The 19,752-nt window shown below is 39.6% G+C and carries 17 protein-coding genes and 1 pseudogene; 5 read left to right on the forward strand and 13 right to left on the reverse strand.

Translation table 11 applies throughout. The features are described 5' to 3' along the window. Nucleotides 1-129: 129 nt before the first annotated feature. On the forward strand, nt 130-1,482 hold the full coding sequence (locus tag OFO12_RS04470) for a sodium-dependent transporter (protein ID WP_270864512.1): 1,353 nt from the start codon (nt 130-132) through the stop codon (nt 1,480-1,482). 26 nt (nt 1,483-1,508) lie between these two features. Further along, nucleotides 1,509-2,846, forward strand: a complete 1,338-nt coding sequence (locus OFO12_RS04475) for a sodium-dependent transporter (protein WP_270869627.1) — start codon at nt 1,509-1,511, stop codon at nt 2,844-2,846. 53 nt (nt 2,847-2,899) lie between these two features. On the opposite strand, the gene OFO12_RS04480 is transcribed toward OFO12_RS04475, so the two are convergent. Further along, nucleotides 2,900-3,922, reverse strand: a complete 1,023-nt coding sequence (locus OFO12_RS04480) for an acyltransferase family protein (RefSeq protein WP_270869628.1) — start codon at nt 3,920-3,922, stop codon at nt 2,900-2,902. 437 nt (nt 3,923-4,359) lie between these two features. Further along, the gene (locus OFO12_RS04485; RefSeq protein ID WP_270861853.1) at nt 4,360-4,617 is read right to left on the reverse strand and encodes a helix-turn-helix domain-containing protein; all 258 of its coding nucleotides are present in this window, start codon (nt 4,615-4,617) and stop codon (nt 4,360-4,362) included. 98 nt (nt 4,618-4,715) lie between these two features. On the opposite strand from OFO12_RS04485, the gene OFO12_RS04490 reads away from it, so the two are divergent. After that, nucleotides 4,716-5,729, forward strand: a complete 1,014-nt coding sequence (locus OFO12_RS04490; protein WP_270869629.1) for a hypothetical protein — start codon at nt 4,716-4,718, stop codon at nt 5,727-5,729. Nucleotides 5,730-5,748: 19 nt separating this feature from the next. Beyond that, complete coding sequence (locus OFO12_RS04495; RefSeq protein WP_270869630.1) at nt 5,749-6,519, forward strand: hypothetical protein; 771 nt, start codon at nt 5,749-5,751, stop codon at nt 6,517-6,519. A gap of 296 nt (nt 6,520-6,815) precedes the next feature. Here the strand turns inward: OFO12_RS04495 and purH are convergent, their stop codons facing one another. Genes purH through OFO12_RS04525 form a run of 6 tightly spaced genes read right to left on the reverse strand, consistent with a single transcriptional unit; the run spans nt 6,816 to nt 14,061 of the window. After that, nucleotides 6,816-8,348 (reverse strand): bifunctional phosphoribosylaminoimidazolecarboxamide formyltransferase/IMP cyclohydrolase, encoded by a 1,533-nt coding sequence (gene purH, locus OFO12_RS04500; protein ID WP_270869631.1) that lies wholly within the window; start codon nt 8,346-8,348, stop codon nt 6,816-6,818. 35 nt (nt 8,349-8,383) lie between these two features. Then, complete coding sequence (locus tag OFO12_RS04505) at nt 8,384-9,280, reverse strand: DnaJ domain-containing protein (RefSeq protein WP_270869632.1); 897 nt, start codon at nt 9,278-9,280, stop codon at nt 8,384-8,386. A gap of 2 nt (nt 9,281-9,282) precedes the next feature. Continuing rightward, nucleotides 9,283-11,475, reverse strand: coding sequence for a phosphoribosylformylglycinamidine synthase subunit PurL (gene purL, locus OFO12_RS04510; RefSeq protein WP_270869633.1), 2,193 nt, complete (start codon nt 11,473-11,475; stop codon nt 9,283-9,285). 53 nt (nt 11,476-11,528) lie between these two features. After that, on the reverse strand, nt 11,529-12,281 hold the full coding sequence (locus OFO12_RS04515) for a glycosyltransferase family 2 protein (protein WP_270869634.1): 753 nt from the start codon (nt 12,279-12,281) through the stop codon (nt 11,529-11,531). Then, nucleotides 12,278-13,069 (reverse strand): polysaccharide deacetylase family protein, encoded by a 792-nt coding sequence (locus tag OFO12_RS04520; RefSeq protein ID WP_270869635.1) that lies wholly within the window; start codon nt 13,067-13,069, stop codon nt 12,278-12,280. The genes OFO12_RS04515 and OFO12_RS04520 overlap by 4 nt, the downstream gene beginning before the upstream one ends. Further along, nucleotides 13,066-14,061 (reverse strand): glycosyltransferase, encoded by a 996-nt coding sequence (locus tag OFO12_RS04525; protein WP_270869636.1) that lies wholly within the window; start codon nt 14,059-14,061, stop codon nt 13,066-13,068. The genes OFO12_RS04520 and OFO12_RS04525 overlap by 4 nt, the downstream gene beginning before the upstream one ends. Before the next feature lie 312 nt (nt 14,062-14,373). On the opposite strand from OFO12_RS04525, the pseudogene OFO12_RS08070 reads away from it, so the two are divergent. Then, nucleotides 14,374-14,532, forward strand: a pseudogene (locus OFO12_RS08070) (DapH/DapD/GlmU-related protein); the annotation flags it as partial. 152 nt (nt 14,533-14,684) lie between these two features. Here OFO12_RS08070 and OFO12_RS04535 read toward each other — a convergent pair. The 5 genes from OFO12_RS04535 to OFO12_RS04555 are packed head-to-tail and all read right to left on the reverse strand — an operon-like array spanning nt 14,685 to nt 19,714. Next, nucleotides 14,685-15,662, reverse strand: coding sequence for a glycosyltransferase (locus tag OFO12_RS04535; RefSeq protein WP_270869638.1), 978 nt, complete (start codon nt 15,660-15,662; stop codon nt 14,685-14,687). Further along, nucleotides 15,659-16,855 (reverse strand): O-antigen ligase family protein, encoded by a 1,197-nt coding sequence (locus tag OFO12_RS04540; protein WP_270869639.1) that lies wholly within the window; start codon nt 16,853-16,855, stop codon nt 15,659-15,661. The genes OFO12_RS04535 and OFO12_RS04540 overlap by 4 nt, the downstream gene beginning before the upstream one ends. After that, a complete protein-coding gene (locus tag OFO12_RS04545) occupies nt 16,852-17,943 on the reverse strand; it encodes a glycosyltransferase family 4 protein (protein ID WP_270869640.1) in 1,092 nt (363 codons plus the stop codon). The genes OFO12_RS04540 and OFO12_RS04545 overlap by 4 nt, the downstream gene beginning before the upstream one ends. Beyond that, the gene (locus OFO12_RS04550; protein ID WP_270869641.1) at nt 17,940-18,833 is read right to left on the reverse strand and encodes an ELM1/GtrOC1 family putative glycosyltransferase; all 894 of its coding nucleotides are present in this window, start codon (nt 18,831-18,833) and stop codon (nt 17,940-17,942) included. Before OFO12_RS04550 ends, OFO12_RS04545 begins: the two co-directional genes overlap by 4 nt. Further along, the gene (locus OFO12_RS04555) at nt 18,833-19,714 is read right to left on the reverse strand and encodes a lysophospholipid acyltransferase family protein (RefSeq protein WP_270869642.1); all 882 of its coding nucleotides are present in this window, start codon (nt 19,712-19,714) and stop codon (nt 18,833-18,835) included. The genes OFO12_RS04550 and OFO12_RS04555 overlap by 1 nt, the downstream gene beginning before the upstream one ends. Between the last annotated feature and the right edge of the window lie 38 nt (nt 19,715-19,752).

The raw sequence follows: 19,752 nt of genomic DNA on the forward strand, positions 1-19,752 counted from the left end.
AAATTTTCCTTGATTAAATTTTATAACGCGTGATTTTAGCCAAAATTTTATAAATTTAATCAAATTTAAATAGCTTAATGTAAGCTAAATTCTGATAAAATTGGCAAATTTTTTACCAAAAGGAAAAGTATGAACGACAAATTCACACGCATTGGTTTTATCTTGGCGGTCGCAGGCTCGGCCGTGGGACTTGGAAACGCTTGGAAATTCCCCACACTCGTAGGTCAAAACGGCGGTAGCGCATTTATTTTGCTCTATCTTTTGCTCACATTTTTGGTAAGTTTTGTCATTTTTATCGGCGAAATCACCATTGGACGCCTTGGCGAGAGCGATCCAGTCGATAGCTACCGAAGACTTGCCCCTAGCAACAAAGAGCTTTGGAGCAAGGCTGGATTTTTGATGATTACTGCGCTTTTGATTTACTCATTTTACAGCGTCGTAATGGGCTGGATCTTAAAATACACAGCCACATCGATTTTTTCGTTGCCACAAAATTTAGACGATAGCGGTGCGATGTTTAACGCTTTGATTTCAAATTCACCGCTTGTAGCGATTATCTGCTTTACGATAATGTCGCTTGTGTGCTTTTTGATCGTCTCAAAGGGTATCAAAAACGGCATTGAGAGATTAAATATCTGGATGATGCCTAGCCTTTTTATCCTGCTTGTGCTTATGGTTTTGTATTCGGCTAGCTTCGACGGATTCGCACAAAGCGCAAAATTCTTGCTTTTGCCTGATTTTAGCGCGCTAAATTCACAAAGCGTGCTTGACGCGCTAGGATTAGCGTTTTTCACACTTAGCCTTGGCGTAACTACGATTTTGACATACGCTGCAAGCCTACCAGAACGCACCAATATCCTAACTTCGAGCATTAATATCGTTTTAATCAATGTAATGATTGGCGTTATGATGGGTCTTGTTGTTTTCACATTTATTTTCGAATTTAACGGCGATCCAGCCCAATCAGGTCCTGGGCTGATTTTCGTCTCCCTTGCCGTGCTATTTAGCAAACTTGGCTTTATCGGCCATATTTTGGCGTTTGCGTTTTTCCTAACCCTACTTTTCGCCGCCATTACCTCAGCGATTTCGATGATTGAACCAGCTGTTTATTACCTAGTCAAATCCCGCGCATTTTCTCGCGCGAAAGCTTGCGTGGCGGTTTTTGTATTTACCTATGTGCTAGGGATTGCCTGCATTTTGGGATACTATGGCGCGACAAGCGAGTATTTCGTCATCGCAGGACAGCCGTTTTTCGACGCGCTGGATTATTTGACATCTAAAATTTTAATGCCACTTGGCGGATTAATCATTGTCATTTTCGTAGGATATGTCATTAAAAAAGACGGCGTTTATGCCCTACTTTCGCCATATATGGGAGATTTCGGATTTAAAATTTGGTATTTCGTCCTACTTCGCGTGGTATCTCCGCTTGCGATTTTTGTAATCGCGCTAAGAGAGCTTGGAATCGTAAATTTTGGATAGTCAAATTTGAAATTTAAAGAAAGATTATGAACGATAAATTTAGCAAAATCGGCTTTGTTTTAGCGGTCGCCGGTGGTGCTGTGGGGCTTGGAAATGCGTGGAAGTTTCCAACCCTAGTCGGTAGCAACGGCGGAAGCGCGTTTGTGCTTTTATACCTCGTGCTCACGCTTGGGATTGGATTTAGCCTATTTTTAGCCGAAATGGCGATCGGGCGCATTAGCAGAGCTGATTTGCCTAGCGCGTATAGATATCTCGACCCCAAAAACGGCGAAAAGTGGAAATTCGCTGGAATTTTCATAGTGGGCGGAATTTTTGTTTTGTCATTTTATCTCGTAATCCTTGGCTGGGTTATGAGATACATTTTCATCGGTTTTAGCGCGCTTCCTGCCTCAGTAGATGAGGCTGGCGCACTCTTTGGAGGCGTGATTTCGCACTCGCTATTTTCAAGTCTTGCATTTTATGCGTTAGGGCTTGCGCTGACACTTTTTGTGGTATCGCGCGGAATCAAAAGTGGCATAGAAAAGCTAAATTTGATAATGATGCCCCTGCTTTTCGTGCTTTTGCTTTTAATGCTAGGATATGCGGTTTTTATGGAGGGATTTGGCGAGGCGGTGAAGTTTTTATTCACGCCTGATTTTTCCAAAATCACCGTCGCTAGCGTGCTTGACGCGCTTGGACTTTCACTTTTTACCCTTTGTATCGGGATTGGCTGTATCGCTGCGTATGCTGCTAGCCTTGGAGAGGGTGTAAAGCTAGTGAAAAGTTGCGTAAATATCGTATTTATCAATATCGCAATCGGGCTAATGATGGGACTAATCGTATTTACATTTATCTTTGAATTTAACGCTAGCCCATCTCAGGGTGCGGGATTGGTGTTTGTATCCCTAACCACAATGTTTGCCAAGCTTGGCTTTATGGGGCAAATTTTAGCGATTTTGTTTTTTGTGTCGCTGTTTTTTGCTGGGATTACGAGCGCGGTTTCGATGATAGAGCCATTTATTTTATATCTTGTCAATCATTTTGGCATTTCTAGAAACAGAGCGTGCAGGTTATCAGGCATAGTCGTAGGCGCGCTAGGAGCGTGCTGCACGCTATCGATGAACGCGGAATTTGGCGAGAGTTTTACATTTTTTGGCAAGGGTTTTTTCGATATTTTAGACTTTTTGACCTCAAATATCATGCTTCCTCTTGGTGCGCTAAGTTCGGCGATTTTCGTCGGATTTGTGATGAAAAAATCCCTTTTAGCGGAGTTTTTTGGCGAGGATATGGGCAAGGGTGCGTTTGAGCTTTGGTATTTTTCGCTAAGATTTATCGCGCCATTTGCGATAATCATAATAATGGTAAATTTGCTGTTTTTTAGTTAAATTTAGGATTAAAATTTTAAAATTTGGGCTACCGAAATTTCGGTAGCCTTTTTTTATGCTTTGCGAATTTTTGAGTAGATTACCGCCACGATGTATGATAGCACGCTCACAGCTACAAACATTAATAGCACAGGATTCATATCCCACTCTGCTTCGTCGCCAAAAACAAGCACAGCAATATAAATGATGAAAATGTATTGCAACACATAAAACGGCGTTACAAGCACACTTATCGTTTTTAAACACGACATAATGATATTTGGAAGCACTTTGGCTACCAGATACATTAGCCCAATCCACGCCAAAACAAAGGCGATAAACATTATGTTAAAAAATATGTTTTGGTGATAGTATGGATCGCCGTCCATCATATCGTCCCACGCATAAAACTTCGCCAACACCACAGCCGAGGCGATAAAGATAACCGCGCAAATAAGGCTTAGTTTTGTATATAGTGCGCCTTTATCTTCTGGGCGAGTGTAGATTAAAATATCAGCGAATAAATACCCAGCTATCGGATAGGCAATCCAGCTTAAAAATGGAAAATAGCTTCCCTCGTGTGTGCCCCAAAATAGCCCTGTTACGGCTTGTAGGCAAGTTGATTCAAACTCTGCGAAATTCTCGCCTAGATACATTGCCACGCCCGAGCAGATGATTCCCACTATGAGATAGCCTAAATTTGATAAATTTAGCTTTTTCATTAGCGCAAAAAATATAAACGCAAGTCCCGCAAACTGCAAAATATCCGCATCGTAAATCTGTGTCCAGTTTTCTTCGAAAATTTCAGCGTCATCGTTTAGCTTAGAGCTAATGTAGTATGGAAGCACATACACAAGCGCATTAAAGACATAAGATAGCACCAAAAATATCACGCCACGCTTAAAAAGTAGTCCCGGCGCACTACGCCTAGAATACACAATACCGCAACCCAAAATAAACATAAAAACAGGCGCAGCAGGCGGTGAGCCTAGGAAGTTTGCGACCTTGAAAAACACGGAATCTTCGCCGTTGTAGAAGTATTCCACGCAGTGGATTAGCACCATAAAGATTACAGCAAGACCCCTTGCTATATCCAACTCGTTTTGTCGCCCGGCATTGGGCAATGATAAGAAATTCATCTGCTTAAAACCCTCTTTTTATTGGTTTGAAAAAGCCCAAATTATAGCCTTTTATAGGTTTAAATTTACTTAATAGCGTAGTGAAATACTATGGCTTAGAAATGAGATAAATTTATAAGGAATTTGGGTTTAGTTGTTTGGTTTGTAATTGTGAGAATTTGCGTAGTTTGTCATTGCGAGGCGACTTGTCGCCGTGGCAATCCAGTAAAATTTCATAATCAATTTATCATTGCAAACAAAGCGAAGTAATCCAAAGAATAATCTATTGAATTTTAAAATTTTTATTCCAGTAACACTGCCCCGAAATTTTTAAATTCAAAAATTTTAAAATTCAAGAGCCCTTTAAATTTCTCTGGATTGCTTCGGCGTTTCACGCCTCGCAATGACAAGCAAATTTAAATTTTGATTGATTTGAAAAACTCGCAAACACTGACTTCTAGGACATTTGCGATTTTGACTAGGTGTTCTATATTGAAGTGTTTTTTATTTATGCCAAGTTCAGCCATAGAAATCGTGCCGACTGCCTTGTGTCCTATCGCCATAGCTAGGCTTAACTGCGAAACACCCTTTTGTGTGCGTATGCGTTTGACATTTTCGCCGATTGTTTTGTAAATTTGCTCCATTTGCTCGTCCGTAATGGTGCAGTCTTTCAATTTCGCCTACCTATGGTTAAACTAACTGTAAGTATATAAATATTATAATTTCTTATCAACTAACTATGGTTAGGTAAATTTAAAATAAGGATTTTCAAATGAAAAAAATGGCTTTACTTTTAATATTGTGTGTTAATTCGTATGCGTTTTTTGGTTTTGGCGGAAATATCGGCAAAGCTAAAAACACCATATTTGAAAAATTAGATCCAAGTTTAACGATAGGCGATGTTATAGATAGTTATCAAATGTGTGAAGGCACAAAATGGGAAGAAATAAAGGCTTCAAATGGAAGAATTGTGGTTGAAGCAAGTTGTAAATTAAAAAATGAGTTCGTAACGCAAGGTAATGAATATTTTCAAAAAATCGTAGAAGAAGCTGAAAATTTAGCCGATAATGCCATACAAGATGAACAAGAAACAAATCAAAAAATAAATTCCATAACCCAAAAAGCTGAACAAGATTTAAGCAGGATAGAAAAATCATATCAACGACAATTAAATAATGCAGACAAAGCCAAAACCAACCAAACAGAGTGGATGAATAGCGCTACTGGCATAGCAGCGGAAGTAAAAATGTTTGATGATATGTGCAAGTCGGATTATAAATATTGGCTCAAACATAAGGGCAAAGCTTATGCGGACGATTTTATGAAAGAATGCCAAGCCAAAGTGGATAAAAAAAGAAAACAAATGGAATTTGAAAATGAAGAAATCCAAAAAGAACATAGTGAAAAATTGGCAAATGCAAAAGAAAATTTGCAATATCTCAAAGACGAAATCATCGAAGATAGAGACAAGCAAATAGAAAGAGAAAAAGCCAAATATCAAGAAAGAAGAGAAATTTTCGCACAAAATAAAGAAAGACGAATTAAAGAAGCAAACTTAAAATATGAAGAATTTAAACAAACAATAAAAGAAACTGAATATTTTGATATGGTATTTAAATTTGCATTAAATAAAACAAACGAAAATTTTGAAATAGCAGGGATTGAATACAGAAGGGGCATTATCGGAAAAAAACCGCAAATATCTGGAATTAATACTTATGATGCAGCAGGAATGTTATTTTTTTGGAGCGCTCTTTACAATAATAAAAGAATGAATTTATTTTAATCAATAAAGGTTTTATTGTATGATAAATGAAAAGGTTAGAAATTTCCTACTTTCAAGTGTAGGTTTTGACGGCGGGGATTTAGGAAGCCCCAAAAGACAAAGCATTTGGCTATGTGGTATCGAGTGGGGTCTCGGATACAATAATATCGAAGATTTAAAAAATACTCTTTGTAACTATATACCTTTAAATAATATCATTGAAAATAATAAAAACTTTTTTGCAGGAATTGAAGATTTGTATGATAATATCAAATATCCATATAATAGAAATGCTATAAAAATACTTTCACACATGCTTGGTTACAATGGAGATTATAAAAAATTTAATAACGATTTTAAGCCATTTGGAAAAAATGAAATTGGATTTTTCAAAATGAATTTATTGCCAATTTCTTTTCCAAATACAAGAGATTTTGATAAAAGAAATAAAACAGCACAAGCAATAGGTTTTAAGGACTATAACCATTACATAGAAGAATGCCATAAAAGATTTAAACTATTAAAAGAATTAAAGGAAAAATATCAACCAAAAATCATAATTTGCACCGGAAAAACATTTGATAAATTTAAAATAGCTTTTGGCATTAAAAATGATGATATTAAACATTATGACGGCGAAAAAAACTCGGATTTTGATTATGCTATATCCAAATATAAAAACGGGAAAAAGTGTTTATTTGTTCAGACAAGATTTATAGTTTTTCCACACCTATGCTCAAATATTGGACTAAAAAATTGTGGTGAAAATATAAGAAAAATCGCACAAGAAAATAAGATAGAACTTCCATAGCACCGTAGCGTTGGCATTTATATCCTACCAAAATTCCTTACATTTCATTTGTGGTAGGCAAGGATGCCAACCCTACGAAAATTTTAATGAAAAATCAAACAAATTAAATTCAATATCCTGCAAAAATATTCAAGACAAAACAAGCGAAGCGGTGCGACAAAGTCGCAAGTTTCTGTAAAATAGGCGTAGTAGTTATCAAATTTGACGCTCACAAGGGAGTTACCTTGCGGTAATGACCCGCAGTGAGCGTTCAAATTTTGATATTTAATCCGTTCAAGTTTGGGGAATTGCAAATCCTAATGCAAAAAGTGGCGAATTCCCGTAAAATACATCGCCATGCCAAACTCATCTGCTGCTGCAACTACTTCATCATCACGGATTGAGCCACCCGGTTGGATTACGGATTTTACGCCCACTTCATTTGCGATTTCTATGCTATCTTTGAAAGGAAAAAACGCTTCACTTGCCAGCGCACAACCTTGCAAATCTAAGCCCAAATCTCTTGCTTTTGCCACAGCTGCGCGCGCAGCATCGACACGACTTGTCATACCCATGCCGATCGCCACCATTGCCGAGTTTTTCACATACACAACGCAGTTTGATTTAGTCAGAGCTGCCACCTGCCACGCGATTTGCAAATCGGTAAATTCGCCCGAATTCGCCGAACGCTTGGTAACGCATTTAGCATTTTTGACCTCATCAGCACCCACATAGTCGCGTTCTTGATAGACAAATCCGCCGTCTATGAATTTAAAGTCATATTTATCATTTTCGCGCATTAAAAATTTATTCTCTTGCGTGAAAATTTTAATGCGTTTTTTGTTTGCAAAAACTTCAAGTGCGGCGTCATCGACATTGGCTGCAATTATGACTTCCACAAAAATTTCATTGATTTTTTCAGCCAAAGCCTTATCAAGTGTGCCGTTTATCGCCACCACGCCACCATAAGCCGAAACAGGATCGCATTTTAGGGCTTCGGTGTAGCTTTCGAGCAAATTTGATTTTATGGCAAAACCACACGGATTTGCATGTTTGCAGATACTCACTGCTGGGGCTTCGCCAAAGCTACTTGCTAACATAACTGCGCCGTGAATATCGGTCATATTGTTAAAACTTGCTTCGCCTTTTAGAGCTTTGAAATTTAGGCTAAAAAAGTTTTCAAATTCATAGAGTGCGCCCTTTTGGTGCGGGTTTTCGCCGTATCTTGTCGCCATGACCTTTGAGCCTGTGATAAATTTTTTAGCGCCAAAACCGCCGTTAAATCGCTCGTTCATATAGTTTGCTATCATGCTATCATACGCAGCAGTGTGCTCGTAGGCTTTTATCATAAGGCTTCGGCGAAATTCTAAATCATCGGCTTTTGCTTTGATTTTTTCGATAACTAAATCATAATCCAAAATGTCCGTTACTATCAAAACATCTTTGAAATTCTTTGCGGCACTTCGCACCATGGCAGGTCCGCCGATGTCGATATTTTCGATAATCTCATCAAAATCATCTGTGCGAATCGTGGTTTGCTTGAAAGGATATAAATTCACGCACACCAAATCAATCCCGCCAATGCCGTGTTTTAGGGCTTGTTCGGCGTGGTTTTTATCGTCTCTTTTGTGCAGAATTCCGCCGTGAATTTTTGGGTGCAGGGTTTTTACTCTGCCTTCAAACATCTCAGGGCTTCCTGTGTAGACACTCACTTCCACAGCATTTACGCCGTTTTCGCAAAGTAGCTTATAAGTGCCACCTGTGCTCAAAATTTCCCAGCCAAGTTCCACTAAATCTTTGGCAAACTCCACTACGCCGTCTTTGTCGCTAACGCTGATTAACGCTCTCATGCTCACTCCTTTATAAATTGAAATTTATTTAAATTTTACTCGCCAAATTTTTCTTTTAGGCTCTCATACGCTTCGTTGATTTCTTGAAGCTTTTTCGTGCCTTCTTGGATAATCTCGTCATCTGCGCCCTTACCCATTAAAATATCTGGGTGGTATTTTTTGACTAGTTCGCGGTATTTTTTCTTTATTTCGCCAAAACTAGCACCCTTATCCACGCCCAGGACTTCGTAAGGGTCTTTTTTCGAGCTTGTATTTCGCGCAGAGCCACCATATCCGCCACCAGAGCTAGAATTTTGATATCCGCCGCCGTAATTTCCGCCGTAACTGCCACCGTTTTGATAACCGCCAGAATTTCGGCTATTTTGGTAGCCACCACGCCCGCGGTTGTCATAGTTTTGGCTAGAACCGCCGTATGTGCCATAATAACTCGCCTCAAACATAGCAAAAATTTGACTTACCACATGTGAAGGCATACCAAATCCGCGCGCGATTTTGGCGATTATATCTCGCTCTTGCTCGCTAAATGAGCGATCGATATAGGCTATGTTTAAGAAAAAATAAATTAGCGCCGCTTTTCGGCTCGAACTTAGGTGAAATTTTTGATTGTAATGAAACGCGAGAGAGTAGATATCGTGCTCTTTGTCTTTGTTTATCTTATAAACTTGCTTCAAAAGTTTTCTCTCGTTTTCGCCGCCACCCATTTTGCGAACCAAATCGTCCAAAATCTCGCCTATCATCGTGGCTTCTGTTTCATTTACCACGCCGTCGCTTTTGGCGACCTTTGCAGTTAGGGTGATTAAAATTTTCGCCTCTTCAAGGCTCATTTTTGGCTCTTTTCTCTCATAGCCGGAATTTCCGCTAATACCGCTTATAAATCCCTTTATAAAATGATAAAGCAAAAAAGCCAAAAATAGATAAAAAATACTCGACACTATTAATCTTCGCTTCTAATTATTTTCGCAAATTCGTTGAAATAAATTTCGCTCAACTCTCCCAAATCGCGCGAAATGCTATTGATTTGGAAAATTTTACCACCAGTAATGCCAAGTTTTACGAAATTTAGCCCTGCTTCGCGCGCCAAGCTTTCAAATTTTGCTTCATCTTTTACGCCGAAAATCGCGCGAGTAAAGCTCTCGTCGAAAATATCTCTCTCATCATCGCACGGCATTTTAAACTCGCCACCCATTTTGCCCACACACGCCATTTTGGCTAGGGTGATTGCCACGCCACCGATTCCTACGGAGTTTGCGAAGCGCAATGCACCCTGCTTGCCCGCTTTAATCGCAAAATCCCAAAGTTTGCGCTCTTTGGCTAAATCTAGCTTTGGTAGCATTCCTCCGATTGCGCCTTTTACGGCTTGTTGATACAGCGAACCTGAAAACACGCCGTGTGTATCGCCCACCAAATAGACGCTAGTATCAGCCTGAGTGAAATCGCTAGGGATAATCTCGCCATTATTTACACCCACAGTTACGATAGCTGGGGTCGGCTGGATACTCACACCCTCTGTTTCGTTATACAAGCTCACATTTCCGCTCACAACTGGCGTATTTAGAGCCTTGCAGGCCTCTTTGATACCCTCTGCGCCCTGTGCGAACTGCCACATAACCTCTGGGTTTTGCGGATTGCCGTAGTTTAGGCAGTCAGTTATGGCTAGCGGTGTCGCGCCACTAAGAGCCACCTTGCGTCCGCTCACAGCCACAGCAAGAGCCGCGCCAGTGTATGGGTCGATATAGTTCATGCGGGTGTTGCAATCCATAGCGATTGCGAGTTTTGCGCCATTTTCTTTGACTCTCATTACCGCAGCGCCTAGTTTGCCCGGGCGTTTGGCCGAGTTTAGCCCGACATTTGCGTCGTATTGATCGTAAATGAGCGATTTATTTAGCACATCTGGGTGCGAAAAAACCTTATCAAAATCGGCGTTTATGTCAAATTTATCAGAGCATGTGCATAAATTTTGGTTTGCGATTTCGTCCAAATACGCTGGGCGTTTTGTAGGGCGGTCTAAAACAGGTGCAGCTTCGCTTAAAGGCTCGATTGGAATCTCGCCAGCTAGCTCGCCATGCCAGTAAAGCTCCATTTTACCGGTATTGGTTACTTCGCCGATGACTTCTGCGTCTAAATCCCACTTCGCAAAAATCTCTTTTATCTTATCTTCGCAACCTTTTTTCGCGCAAATTAGCATTCTTTCTTGGCTTTCGCTTAGCATTAGCTCGTATGGCGTCATACCGCTTTCACGCATTGGCACTTTATCTAAGTGCATTTTCATACCGCTTCCGCTTCGCCCTGCCATTTCAAAGCTACTAGAAGTAAGACCCGCCGCGCCCATGTCTTGAATTCCAACGACGAAATCAGTTTTAAAAAGCTCCAAACAAGCTTCCATTAAAAGTTTTTCGGCAAACGGATCGCCAACTTGCACGGTTGGGCGAAGAGATTTGTTTTCATCGTTAAAGCTATCACTTGCCATAACAGCTCCGCCAAGCCCGTCCCTGCCTGTTTTTGAGCCTACATAAATGACTGAGTTTCCCACGCCTTCTGCTTTGCCGTAGAAAATTTCATCACTTTTTACAATTCCAAGAGCAAAGGCATTTACCAAAATATTTCCATTAAAACTGCTATCAAATGTCGTTTCGCCGCCTATCGTAGGGATTCCCATGCAGTTACCATAGTGTGCGATACCGCTAACTGCGCCTTTGACTAAATATCTTTGGTAGCGATTTGTTTTGGAATTTCCCACGACATCGCCAAAACGAAGCGAATTTAGATTTGCTTCAACTCTTGCGCCCATTGTAAAAATATCGCGCAGTATTCCGCCTACGCCTGTGGCTGCGCCTTGAAACGGCTCGATGTAGCTAGGGTGATTGTGGCTTTCCATTTTAAAAACAGCCGCCATGCCACCGCCAATGTCGATGACACCGGCATTTTCACCGGGACCTTGTATGACCCATGGAGCCTTGGTCGGAAAGCCGTTTAGGTATTTTTTGCTTGATTTATATGAGCAGTGTTCGCTCCACATAGCCGAAAAAATGCCAAGTTCTAGCAAATTCGGCTCACGCCCTAGAATTTCTAAAATTTTCGCATATTCGTCTTCGCTGATTTTGTGTGCCGCAATGGTTTTTTTATCCATTTTATCGCCCTTTTAGTGGAATTTAATAACTTTTTATAATAGCTAAATTTTGCTTAATTTCCTTTTTTGTTAAGCCAAATTTCATACAATTTTGCCTCTTTCATAAATGCGTAAAATGCGTTTATAACGGCGATTATGAAGCCTTTTTTGCCGTCAAAAAAACTTCGCCTTAAAAAATACGATTTGAAAAAGACAAGCGGAAAGATAAAAAGCAGTTTGGCTAGGCTCGGTTTTTTGCCTTTTTCAAATTTTTGCTGTGCGCGCAGGCTCGAATAGTTGTTGTTTTTGCTCACTAGCTCTTTGATTGGTTTATCGCTGAAATGATAAATCACGCCACGAGATTTTCGCGCCTTGCCATTTATGCTAACTTGCGCATGCACGCCCAAATTTCGGTATTCGCCAGCACTTTTGCGAAAAAATCTAATGTGGGTGTTTTTGCGCACTCTATCATCGACGATCCCGCCCATATAAAATTCATGAAATTTAATATCAAGCCCGTCGAATTCGCTCTGCGCCATAAACTCACAAATTTCAGCTTTTAGCTCTTTGCTTACTTCCTCGTCGCCGTCAAGGTTTAGCACCCACTCGTGTGAGCAGAGTGAAAAAGCATAGTTTTTTTGCACACCCTCGCCTTGCCAATCGTGGTGGTGGATTTTCGCGCCGTATTTTTGCGCAATTTCTAGCGTTTTATCGGTGCTGCCGCTATCGACGATGATGATTTCAGCGAAATCCGCGACACTTTTTAGCATTCGTTCGATATGTTTTTCTTCGTTTTGCACGATTGCATAGACACTTGCATTTATCATAGTTTATTCCTTATGCGCGTAAATTTCAGCCAAAAATCAAAAAAACTCTCCGTCCCCAAAACGCCAATTCGCTTAATGGCAAATTTATCATCGCCCGCTTCGTAAAGTCCGCGCTTTACCACGACCGCGGCGCAGTATCCTGAATTTCGCGTAAGCGATAAAATTTCATCATTAAATTTGCCGTAAGGATAGGCGAAAACTCTGCACTCGCGCCCAGTGATTTTTTCTAACTCTTTTTTGGATTTTTCGATTTCATCTCGCGCTTTTTCGGGCTCGCTCGCCCACAAACGATCTAAATTCGCGTGGCTTAGCGTGTGAGAGCCAAACTCGATTAAATTTGAGCGGTGCATTAAATTTATCTCATCGCTAGTTAAAATTTGGCTTAAATGCTCGGTATTTCCGCGCTCCCAGTCGTTTTGCGTAGCGGTAGCCACCACAAAAATCGTGGCTTTGAAATTATATTTTTTCAAAATTTCAAAGGCGTTTGTGTAGTTATCCATAAATCCGTCATCGAAGGTAATACAGACCGATTTTGGCGGGATTTGGGCTAAATTTGCTAGCTCGCTAAGCGTGAAAGTAGTAAAGCCGTTTTTGGCTAGCCATGCGATTTGGGCCTCAAAATCAGCTGGGCGAACGCGCCATTTATCAAATTTATCGCCCTTATGCTCGCTTATGCTATGATACATCAGCACGCGCGCCTTGTCCCAGCCCTGCGGGATCCGCCACCAGTTATACCTGCACGAAAACGCTATAAACGCCACAGCTAAAATTGCGAAAAAATATATCATTTTTTAAAATCCTTTATCAAATTTTCATACGCATTTATGTAATTTTGCGCCATTTTTGCTACGCTAAATTCGTCCTTTTTGGCTTTGATAGGGGCGAAAATTTGCACGAATTTATCGTAGTTTGCGTGGATTTCATCTAGTTTGTGAGCTAAATTTTCTGGCGTGGCGCTAAATTTTAACTCACTAGGCAAAATTTGCTCACAAATGCCAGTATTCGTCGAAATCATAAGTGGCGAATAATAAACCCCGTCAATCGCCACAAGTCCGTAAGCTTCGAATTTCGAAGCGATGATTTGCAAATCGCAGCTTGCTAAATGATCATTTATATTATCCACAAAACCACGCAAAAAGACATTTTTATCAAGTTTTAGCTCACTAATTAGCCTTTCTAGCTCACCTTGCTTCTCACCCTGACCGAATATCTCGCACACAAAGTCAAATTTTACCAAACTAAGCGCTTTAATGACCACATCCATTTGCTTAATGGCGCTTAATCTGCCAGAGCTGATGATGTGAAATTTATCTAGTTTTTTAATCTTTTCTGGCTTTTTGTATAAAATTCCATTTTCGATAATTATAGAATTTGGCGGCAAAATCTTTTTTGTTTCATCTAACACAGCCACGCACAAATCGGCTAATTTATAATTTTTTTTGAATTCCAAAGTGTGTTTTGTGGCAATCAGCGGAATTTTCTTTTTCATAAAAAATCTAGCATTATAGATAATCTCTATCACTTTTGCGTTGTGAGCGTGTATGATATCTGGGCTAATTTCATCTAAAATTTTAGCAATTTTATGCAAAAAAATGGGGTTGTATCTGTTTTTTTTAAAATTTATCTCTATTAATTTTACATTTTTGTCTATGTATTTTAAAATATTTTTGTCGCTCATTAGATAAATTTCGTGTTCTTTAACTAATTCGTTGCATAGCTGGACACAAGCGTTTTCTGTTCCTGCAAATTTTATCCAATTAAGAGCGTGTAAGATTTTCAAACCATTTCCTAAATTTTAAATCCTGCGATTATCTCATATTACCGCTTTATACTTCGTTAAATTTAATTATTTTTTCTATATAATGGGCAAAAAATTTAAGGAAAATTTATGTTTAAAAATTTGATAAAAAAGCTAAAAGGCAAACCCACATACAAAAATATAAAAATGGGCAGTAATGTCCATATTATCAACTCTTGCATCGATGAGGCGTTCGGTCATCTCATCAGTATCGGCGATAATGTAACCATTACAAACGCTACAATTTTAGCCCATGATGCAAGCACAAAAAAGGCCCTTGGCTACTCTAAAATCGGCAAAGTCGAGATAGGAAGCGATGTTTTTATCGGTTATGGAAGCATTATTTTACCACGCACAAAAATCGGCGATAAGGTCATAATCGCAGCCGGAAGCGTAATCACAAAAAATGTAGCCCCAAATTCGGTTGTCGGCGGAAATCCAGCAAGGCCGATTTGCACATACGATGAATATATGCAAAAAATGCAAGAAGCGCTACAAACCTCACACAAAAGCGAAAAGCACCCAAAAAACATGAGCCAAAATGAGCTTTTAGAGCAAACAAGAGCATTGAGTGATTTTAACTTGGGATTTAGCGTATAAATTGCCTATTTTAGGCAGTTTTCGTAATAATTTTTTAGAGTGGATATATAATTTTCAAATTTCAGACTATTTTTTATCTCTTTATGTTTTTCGCTAAATTTTTGCAAATACATATCGTAATTTTTGTAAATTTTACTAATTTTTGCGCTCATATTTTCATAATCGATAAAAAATTCCTCATCTAAAATTTCACTAATTCCACCCACTTTGGTGCCAAGTAAAACATTAGCATAAAAAATCCCTTCAATTAAGCTAATCGAAAGCCCCTCGCTACGAGATGATATAATTTGTAGGTGCGAATTTGCTAGCCTTTGTGCGACATCGTCTTTAAATCCGAGGAGCACCACTTTGCTTTGCAAATTTAGAGAATTTATTAAATTTTGCAAATTTTTTCTCTCTTTTCCCTCGCCGACAATTTGCAAAACAAAGTCAAAATCAAGCTTACTAACAGATTTTATCAACTCATCAAAACCTTTGATAAAATCTAGTCTTCCAACCGCAATAATGCTAAATTTATCGCCTAAATTTCGTGAAATTTGCCTTTGTTTAATACCAAAATATATAACTTCACTTTTGTGATTTATGGTTTGGGCTACGCTCTTTGATACAGAAATGACATTTGAAATTTTATTAAAAATTTTGCCCTTTCGCACATTGTGTTTAGTCGCAACCTGCGTAAAATCCATAAATTTATTTAGCAAAAAACCCATTTGTGAAGCTTTTGCGCCGTGAGTGTGTAAAATCTGGGCGCCAAATTTTTTCAATACTTTTAAAATCTCGAAATATAAAAGTAAATTCCACCTTTTATCATAGTTTTTATACTCGTAAATTCTAACTTTTGGCGAAATTTTATCTTTATACAAACACCCATTTGGCACGATTAAAAGCACTTCGTAATTTTGGCATAGCTCATTTAGGCTATCGCAAACGATTTTTTCTACGCCACCATAGATTGTAGAGCACGAAAAATAGGCTATTTTCACACACCGGCCTTTTGTGTAAATTTATCAGCAAAAATCAAAAACGCAAATAAGCTTAGATAACTCATCAGCCTTTTTGTATCAAACAGACTAAAATCAAATTGAATTACAATGCAAAAATATGCCAAAGCGCAAAAATAGATAAAATTTTTACTTCTAAATATCTCTTTGATAGCGCAAAACAGCACCCCAAGCCATGCTAGAAGACCACAAATTCCAGTAAAAAGCAAAATTTCAAGCTCAGCATTATGCACCATGACAAATTGCGTAAGTTTTTTTGGTTTTTCTAGGCTAATCCAAGTTTGCACACCATGCCCAAAAATAGGATTGTTTTGGATTTGAGCAATAGTATATTCCCAGATAATATCTCTGTAACTAGTGTGCCCAGTTAAAAGATGATTAAATCTAATCGCAACGGCGTCAAAATAAAAATAAATCCCCAAAACAATAAGGCTAAATAAAATCAAAACTAAAAGTATAAATTTTATATTTTTTCTCAAATTTAAAGCCACCCATAAAAGCATAGCCGCGCTCACGCCGACCCACGACGAACGCGAATATGTAAAAACCAAAACGCTAATATGCAATAAAAACAAAACTATGCCAAGCTTTGGCTTGTATTTTGTAAAAATCAGGCTAAACACAGCCCCTATGCCCATCATAAGCCCTAGTCTGTTGCGATTATCCAAAAGCCCAGTTAGACCTGTTTTTTTGATATTATTTACCTTTTTGCTTAGGATTAAGTCTGGATTATTTATCGCTTGATAAATCGCCGATACCAATAAAAACGATGTTCCAAGCAATAAATATAAAATAATCTCTTTTTTGGAGAAAAATTTCAACTTATAAAAATAAGCCAATGCGATAAAAACAAAACCATATCTAGTGACAAAAATAATGATATTTCGCCACGATTTTTTTGTCAAAAGCTCAGGGTTTAGGAGATTTGCGATAACCATAGAAACAATGATTAAAAAGACAAAAAACGAAAAAAGCTTGACTTCTTTTAAATTTGCGATTAAAACGCTGAAATTTTTGTAAATTAGAACATGCAAAATCGCCAAAACTATTATATAAAACGTCGAAATTTGATACACGCTATTTTCAAATGCAATCGAACAAAGCCAAATTATAAGCCCGAATTTTAGCGCACTTTGCCAAGGATTTAATCTGATAAAATCCAAAATTTTACTCACACCATCTCCTTATACACACTCATAGTTTTCTCCACCATTTGCGCTAGGCTGAAATTCTCCGCTATATAGCCATATCCGTCAAATTTATAATCCTTCGCGCGCTCTATCATCGCAGCTAACCCCCTCTCATCGCCCACGGCGAAAAACTCGCCATTTTCGCCAGATTTGATTATGTCTAGCACGCCGCCGTGATTAGAAGCCACCACAGGCGCATTTAGCGCGATCGCCTCAGCCACGCTTCGCCCGAAACTCTCAGGCTTTTTCGACGCACTCACGACGACATTGCTTAGCGCGTAAATCTCAGGGATTTTGCTTTGCGAACCTGTAAAAATCACGCTTTGCGCCAAATTTAACTCACGCGCTAAATTTTGTAGCCCCAAAAAATACTCTTTTTTATCGTCTCGCACACCGCCCACAATTAAAATTTTTAGCCCCTCTCCAAAGCTTTGCTTTAAAATTTGCCCCGCTTTTATGAGCGTTTCATAATCTTTGAGTTGCGTTATGCGGCCGACACTTGCGACGATGAAATCGCCCTTTTTTAGCCCAAATTCGGCGCGAAATTTCGCCATAAATTCGGCGTCTAAATTGCTAGGATTAAATTTTTCCAAATCAATTCCGCGCGGAATCACCCTGATTTTGCTGACATCTGCGCCGAAATTTCGCACTACATAATCCTTCGTAGCGTTGCTGACACAGATGATTTTATCGGCTTTTACCATGATTTTGCTGTAAAAATTCACAGAATTTAGCCCATGCACGGTGCTAACTAGCCCAAAATTTAGCCCCCTTTTGGCGAATTTCACTAGCCACGCAGGCACGCGAGAGCGCACATGCACGATATCTGGGGCGATTTCGCGCAAAATTTCTTTTAGCGCACTAGCGCGGGAAAATGCTGTGAATATATTTTTAGAGCAAACATCGAATTTTATGTGGCGCACGCCGTTTTTTTCTAGCTCGCTTACTAGTTTTCCACCATTGCTAATGACGATATTTTCCACACCAAATTTCGCAAACTCCCTTGTGAGCTCGACCACACCGCGCTCGACGCCGCCTTCGTTAAGTTCTGGCAGTATTTGCACCACTCTCATAGGCTAATTCCTTGTAAAATTTGGCTTAAATTTATCTTTTTTGTCGGTTTTAACTCGCCGTTTTTAGCGTAAATTCGCAAACACTCATTTTGCGCTAAATTTGCGATAAAATCGTCAAATTTATTGTGCGAATTTTTGCGTGGAAGTGCCAAAACAGCGACATTTGCGCGACCATTGCACACAGCCTCGCTTATCATCGAAACAGAATCTTGCGTGATAAAAATCCACTCGCAACCCTCCAAAAAATCGCCGATTGGATTAATCTGATTTTTGCTATAAATCACGCTAAAATCGAAATTCGCGCGCTCAAACTGCGCTTCGATATCGCGCGGGGTGCGTGGGCTAGTAGTCAGAGCGTATTCGTGGCGGGGAAATTTCGCCTTGATTTTCTCCACAATCTCGCAAATTTCGCTATTCATATCAAACGAAGCGTTTGGCCCACCGATGACAAATGCAATGGCAGGTTTTTTGGGAGCGTAAAAATTCGCCACTTTGCTAAGGTTTAAATTCGTCGGCAAAATCACCACATTTGGCGCAGTTTGCATGGTGTCGTGAGCGTTTGCGAAAATGAGCGAAAAGTCCTTTTTATAGCCTTTTGGATACATTAGCGCGACGCTTTTTTTGCCAAATTTCGCGGCGCAGTATTTTAAGGGATAGTATGTCACAGACCCAGCTCCTACGAAAATGTCAAAATTCGCAAAATTTTTGTTTTCGCACTCGAAAATTTTAAATTTCAGCCCCAAAAAATCCAAAAAATATGAGAGAATTTTTAAAATTTTACTTTTGTAGCTAACTTTGCAAAGCTCAAATTCTAAGCCTTTTAACTCACAAAACGCCACGCTTTGGCTCTCATGCCCCTTGCGCCCGTCGGTAAAGATAAGCGCTCTCATCAATCAACTTTCCAGCGATTATGCATCCAAAACCACTGCTCGGGCGCGCTTCGCACGACCTCTTCGAAGATATCGTTGCACTGCTGGGTTATGAACTGCTCGGCCTGTGATTTTTCTAAATTTTCGCTTGGCGGGGTGAAATCTTTGATGACGATTTCGTAGCGACCATCACTCATGCGACGCGCGAAAACGGGGATTAGGACTGGGTTAAATTTCAAATACAGCGACGCAATCGTCTTTGTGGTGTAACACTCGCGCCCAAAAAATGTGGTTTTTAGGCTGTTTTTTCCGCCCGGCTTTTGATCTGGCAGGATTCCTACATTTTTGCCCGCCCTTAGACGCTCGACAAGCCCGCGCATGGCGTCATCTTTGTAGATTAGCTCGTTGCCGTATTTTTTGCGAAATGGCGTAACTAGGCGATCTTCGATGAGTTCGTTATTTCCCCTGCGCCCCACAACCGCCACAGGAAAGCCGTTCGCACCGTAAAAATGGGCTAAAACTTCCCAGTTTCCAAAATGCGCCGTGAAAAACAAAATGCCGTTTTTGCTATCGCCTTTTAGCGCTTTTACCTTTTCTAGCGCCTCGTCTTTGTTTGCAATAAGTGCGCTAAAATCGAGCCTTTCGTGGTAGAAAAGCAGGGTTTGGGTCAGGGTTTTGGCAATAGAGCGGAAATTTTCGCGCGCTAGGGTTTTAATCTCACCAGCTGATTTTTGTGGATAGGCAAGGCTGAGGTTTTTTATAGCGATTTTTGCGCGTGATTTTAGCGCAAAAAAGGCAAATTTCGCCAAGAAATCAAAGAAAAAATATAAGAAATTTGTCGGTAGAATTTTGGCTAATTTTATTAAAATTACGACTAGGAAATATTCAAATTTTTCTCTCATTTTCACCCTTATTAAAAGGGGTGATTATAGTAAATTTT

It is taken from the genome of Campylobacter sp. JMF_04 NA10, assembly GCF_027737655.1.
GTDB lineage: Bacteria > Campylobacterota > Campylobacteria > Campylobacterales > Campylobacteraceae > Campylobacter_B.

Bases quoted from the DNA above. Each gene is read 5' to 3' on its own strand.
- OFO12_RS04470 (WP_270864512.1), top strand. From the start codon at position 130: ATGAACGACAAATTCACACGCATTGGTTTTATCTTGGCGGTCGCAGGC.
- OFO12_RS04475 (WP_270869627.1), top strand. From the start codon at position 1,509: ATGAACGATAAATTTAGCAAAATCGGCTTTGTTTTAGCGGTCGCCGGT.
- OFO12_RS04490 (WP_270869629.1), top strand. From the start codon at position 4,716: ATGAAAAAAATGGCTTTACTTTTAATATTGTGTGTTAATTCGTATGCG.
- OFO12_RS04495 (WP_270869630.1), top strand. From the start codon at position 5,749: ATGATAAATGAAAAGGTTAGAAATTTCCTACTTTCAAGTGTAGGTTTT.
- purH (WP_270869631.1), bottom strand. From the start codon at position 8,348: ATGAGAGCGTTAATCAGCGTTAGCGACAAAGACGGCGTAGTGGAGTTT.
- purL (WP_270869633.1), bottom strand. From the start codon at position 11,475: ATGGATAAAAAAACCATTGCGGCACACAAAATCAGCGAAGACGAATAT.
- OFO12_RS04515 (WP_270869634.1), bottom strand. From the start codon at position 12,281: ATGATAAATGCAAGTGTCTATGCAATCGTGCAAAACGAAGAAAAACAT.
- OFO12_RS04520 (WP_270869635.1), bottom strand. From the start codon at position 13,069: ATGATATATTTTTTCGCAATTTTAGCTGTGGCGTTTATAGCGTTTTCG.
- OFO12_RS04545 (WP_270869640.1), bottom strand. From the start codon at position 17,943: ATGAGAGTGGTGCAAATACTGCCAGAACTTAACGAAGGCGGCGTCGAG.
- OFO12_RS04550 (WP_270869641.1), bottom strand. From the start codon at position 18,833: ATGAGAGCGCTTATCTTTACCGACGGGCGCAAGGGGCATGAGAGCCAA.
- OFO12_RS04555 (WP_270869642.1), bottom strand. From the start codon at position 19,714: ATGAGAGAAAAATTTGAATATTTCCTAGTCGTAATTTTAATAAAATTA.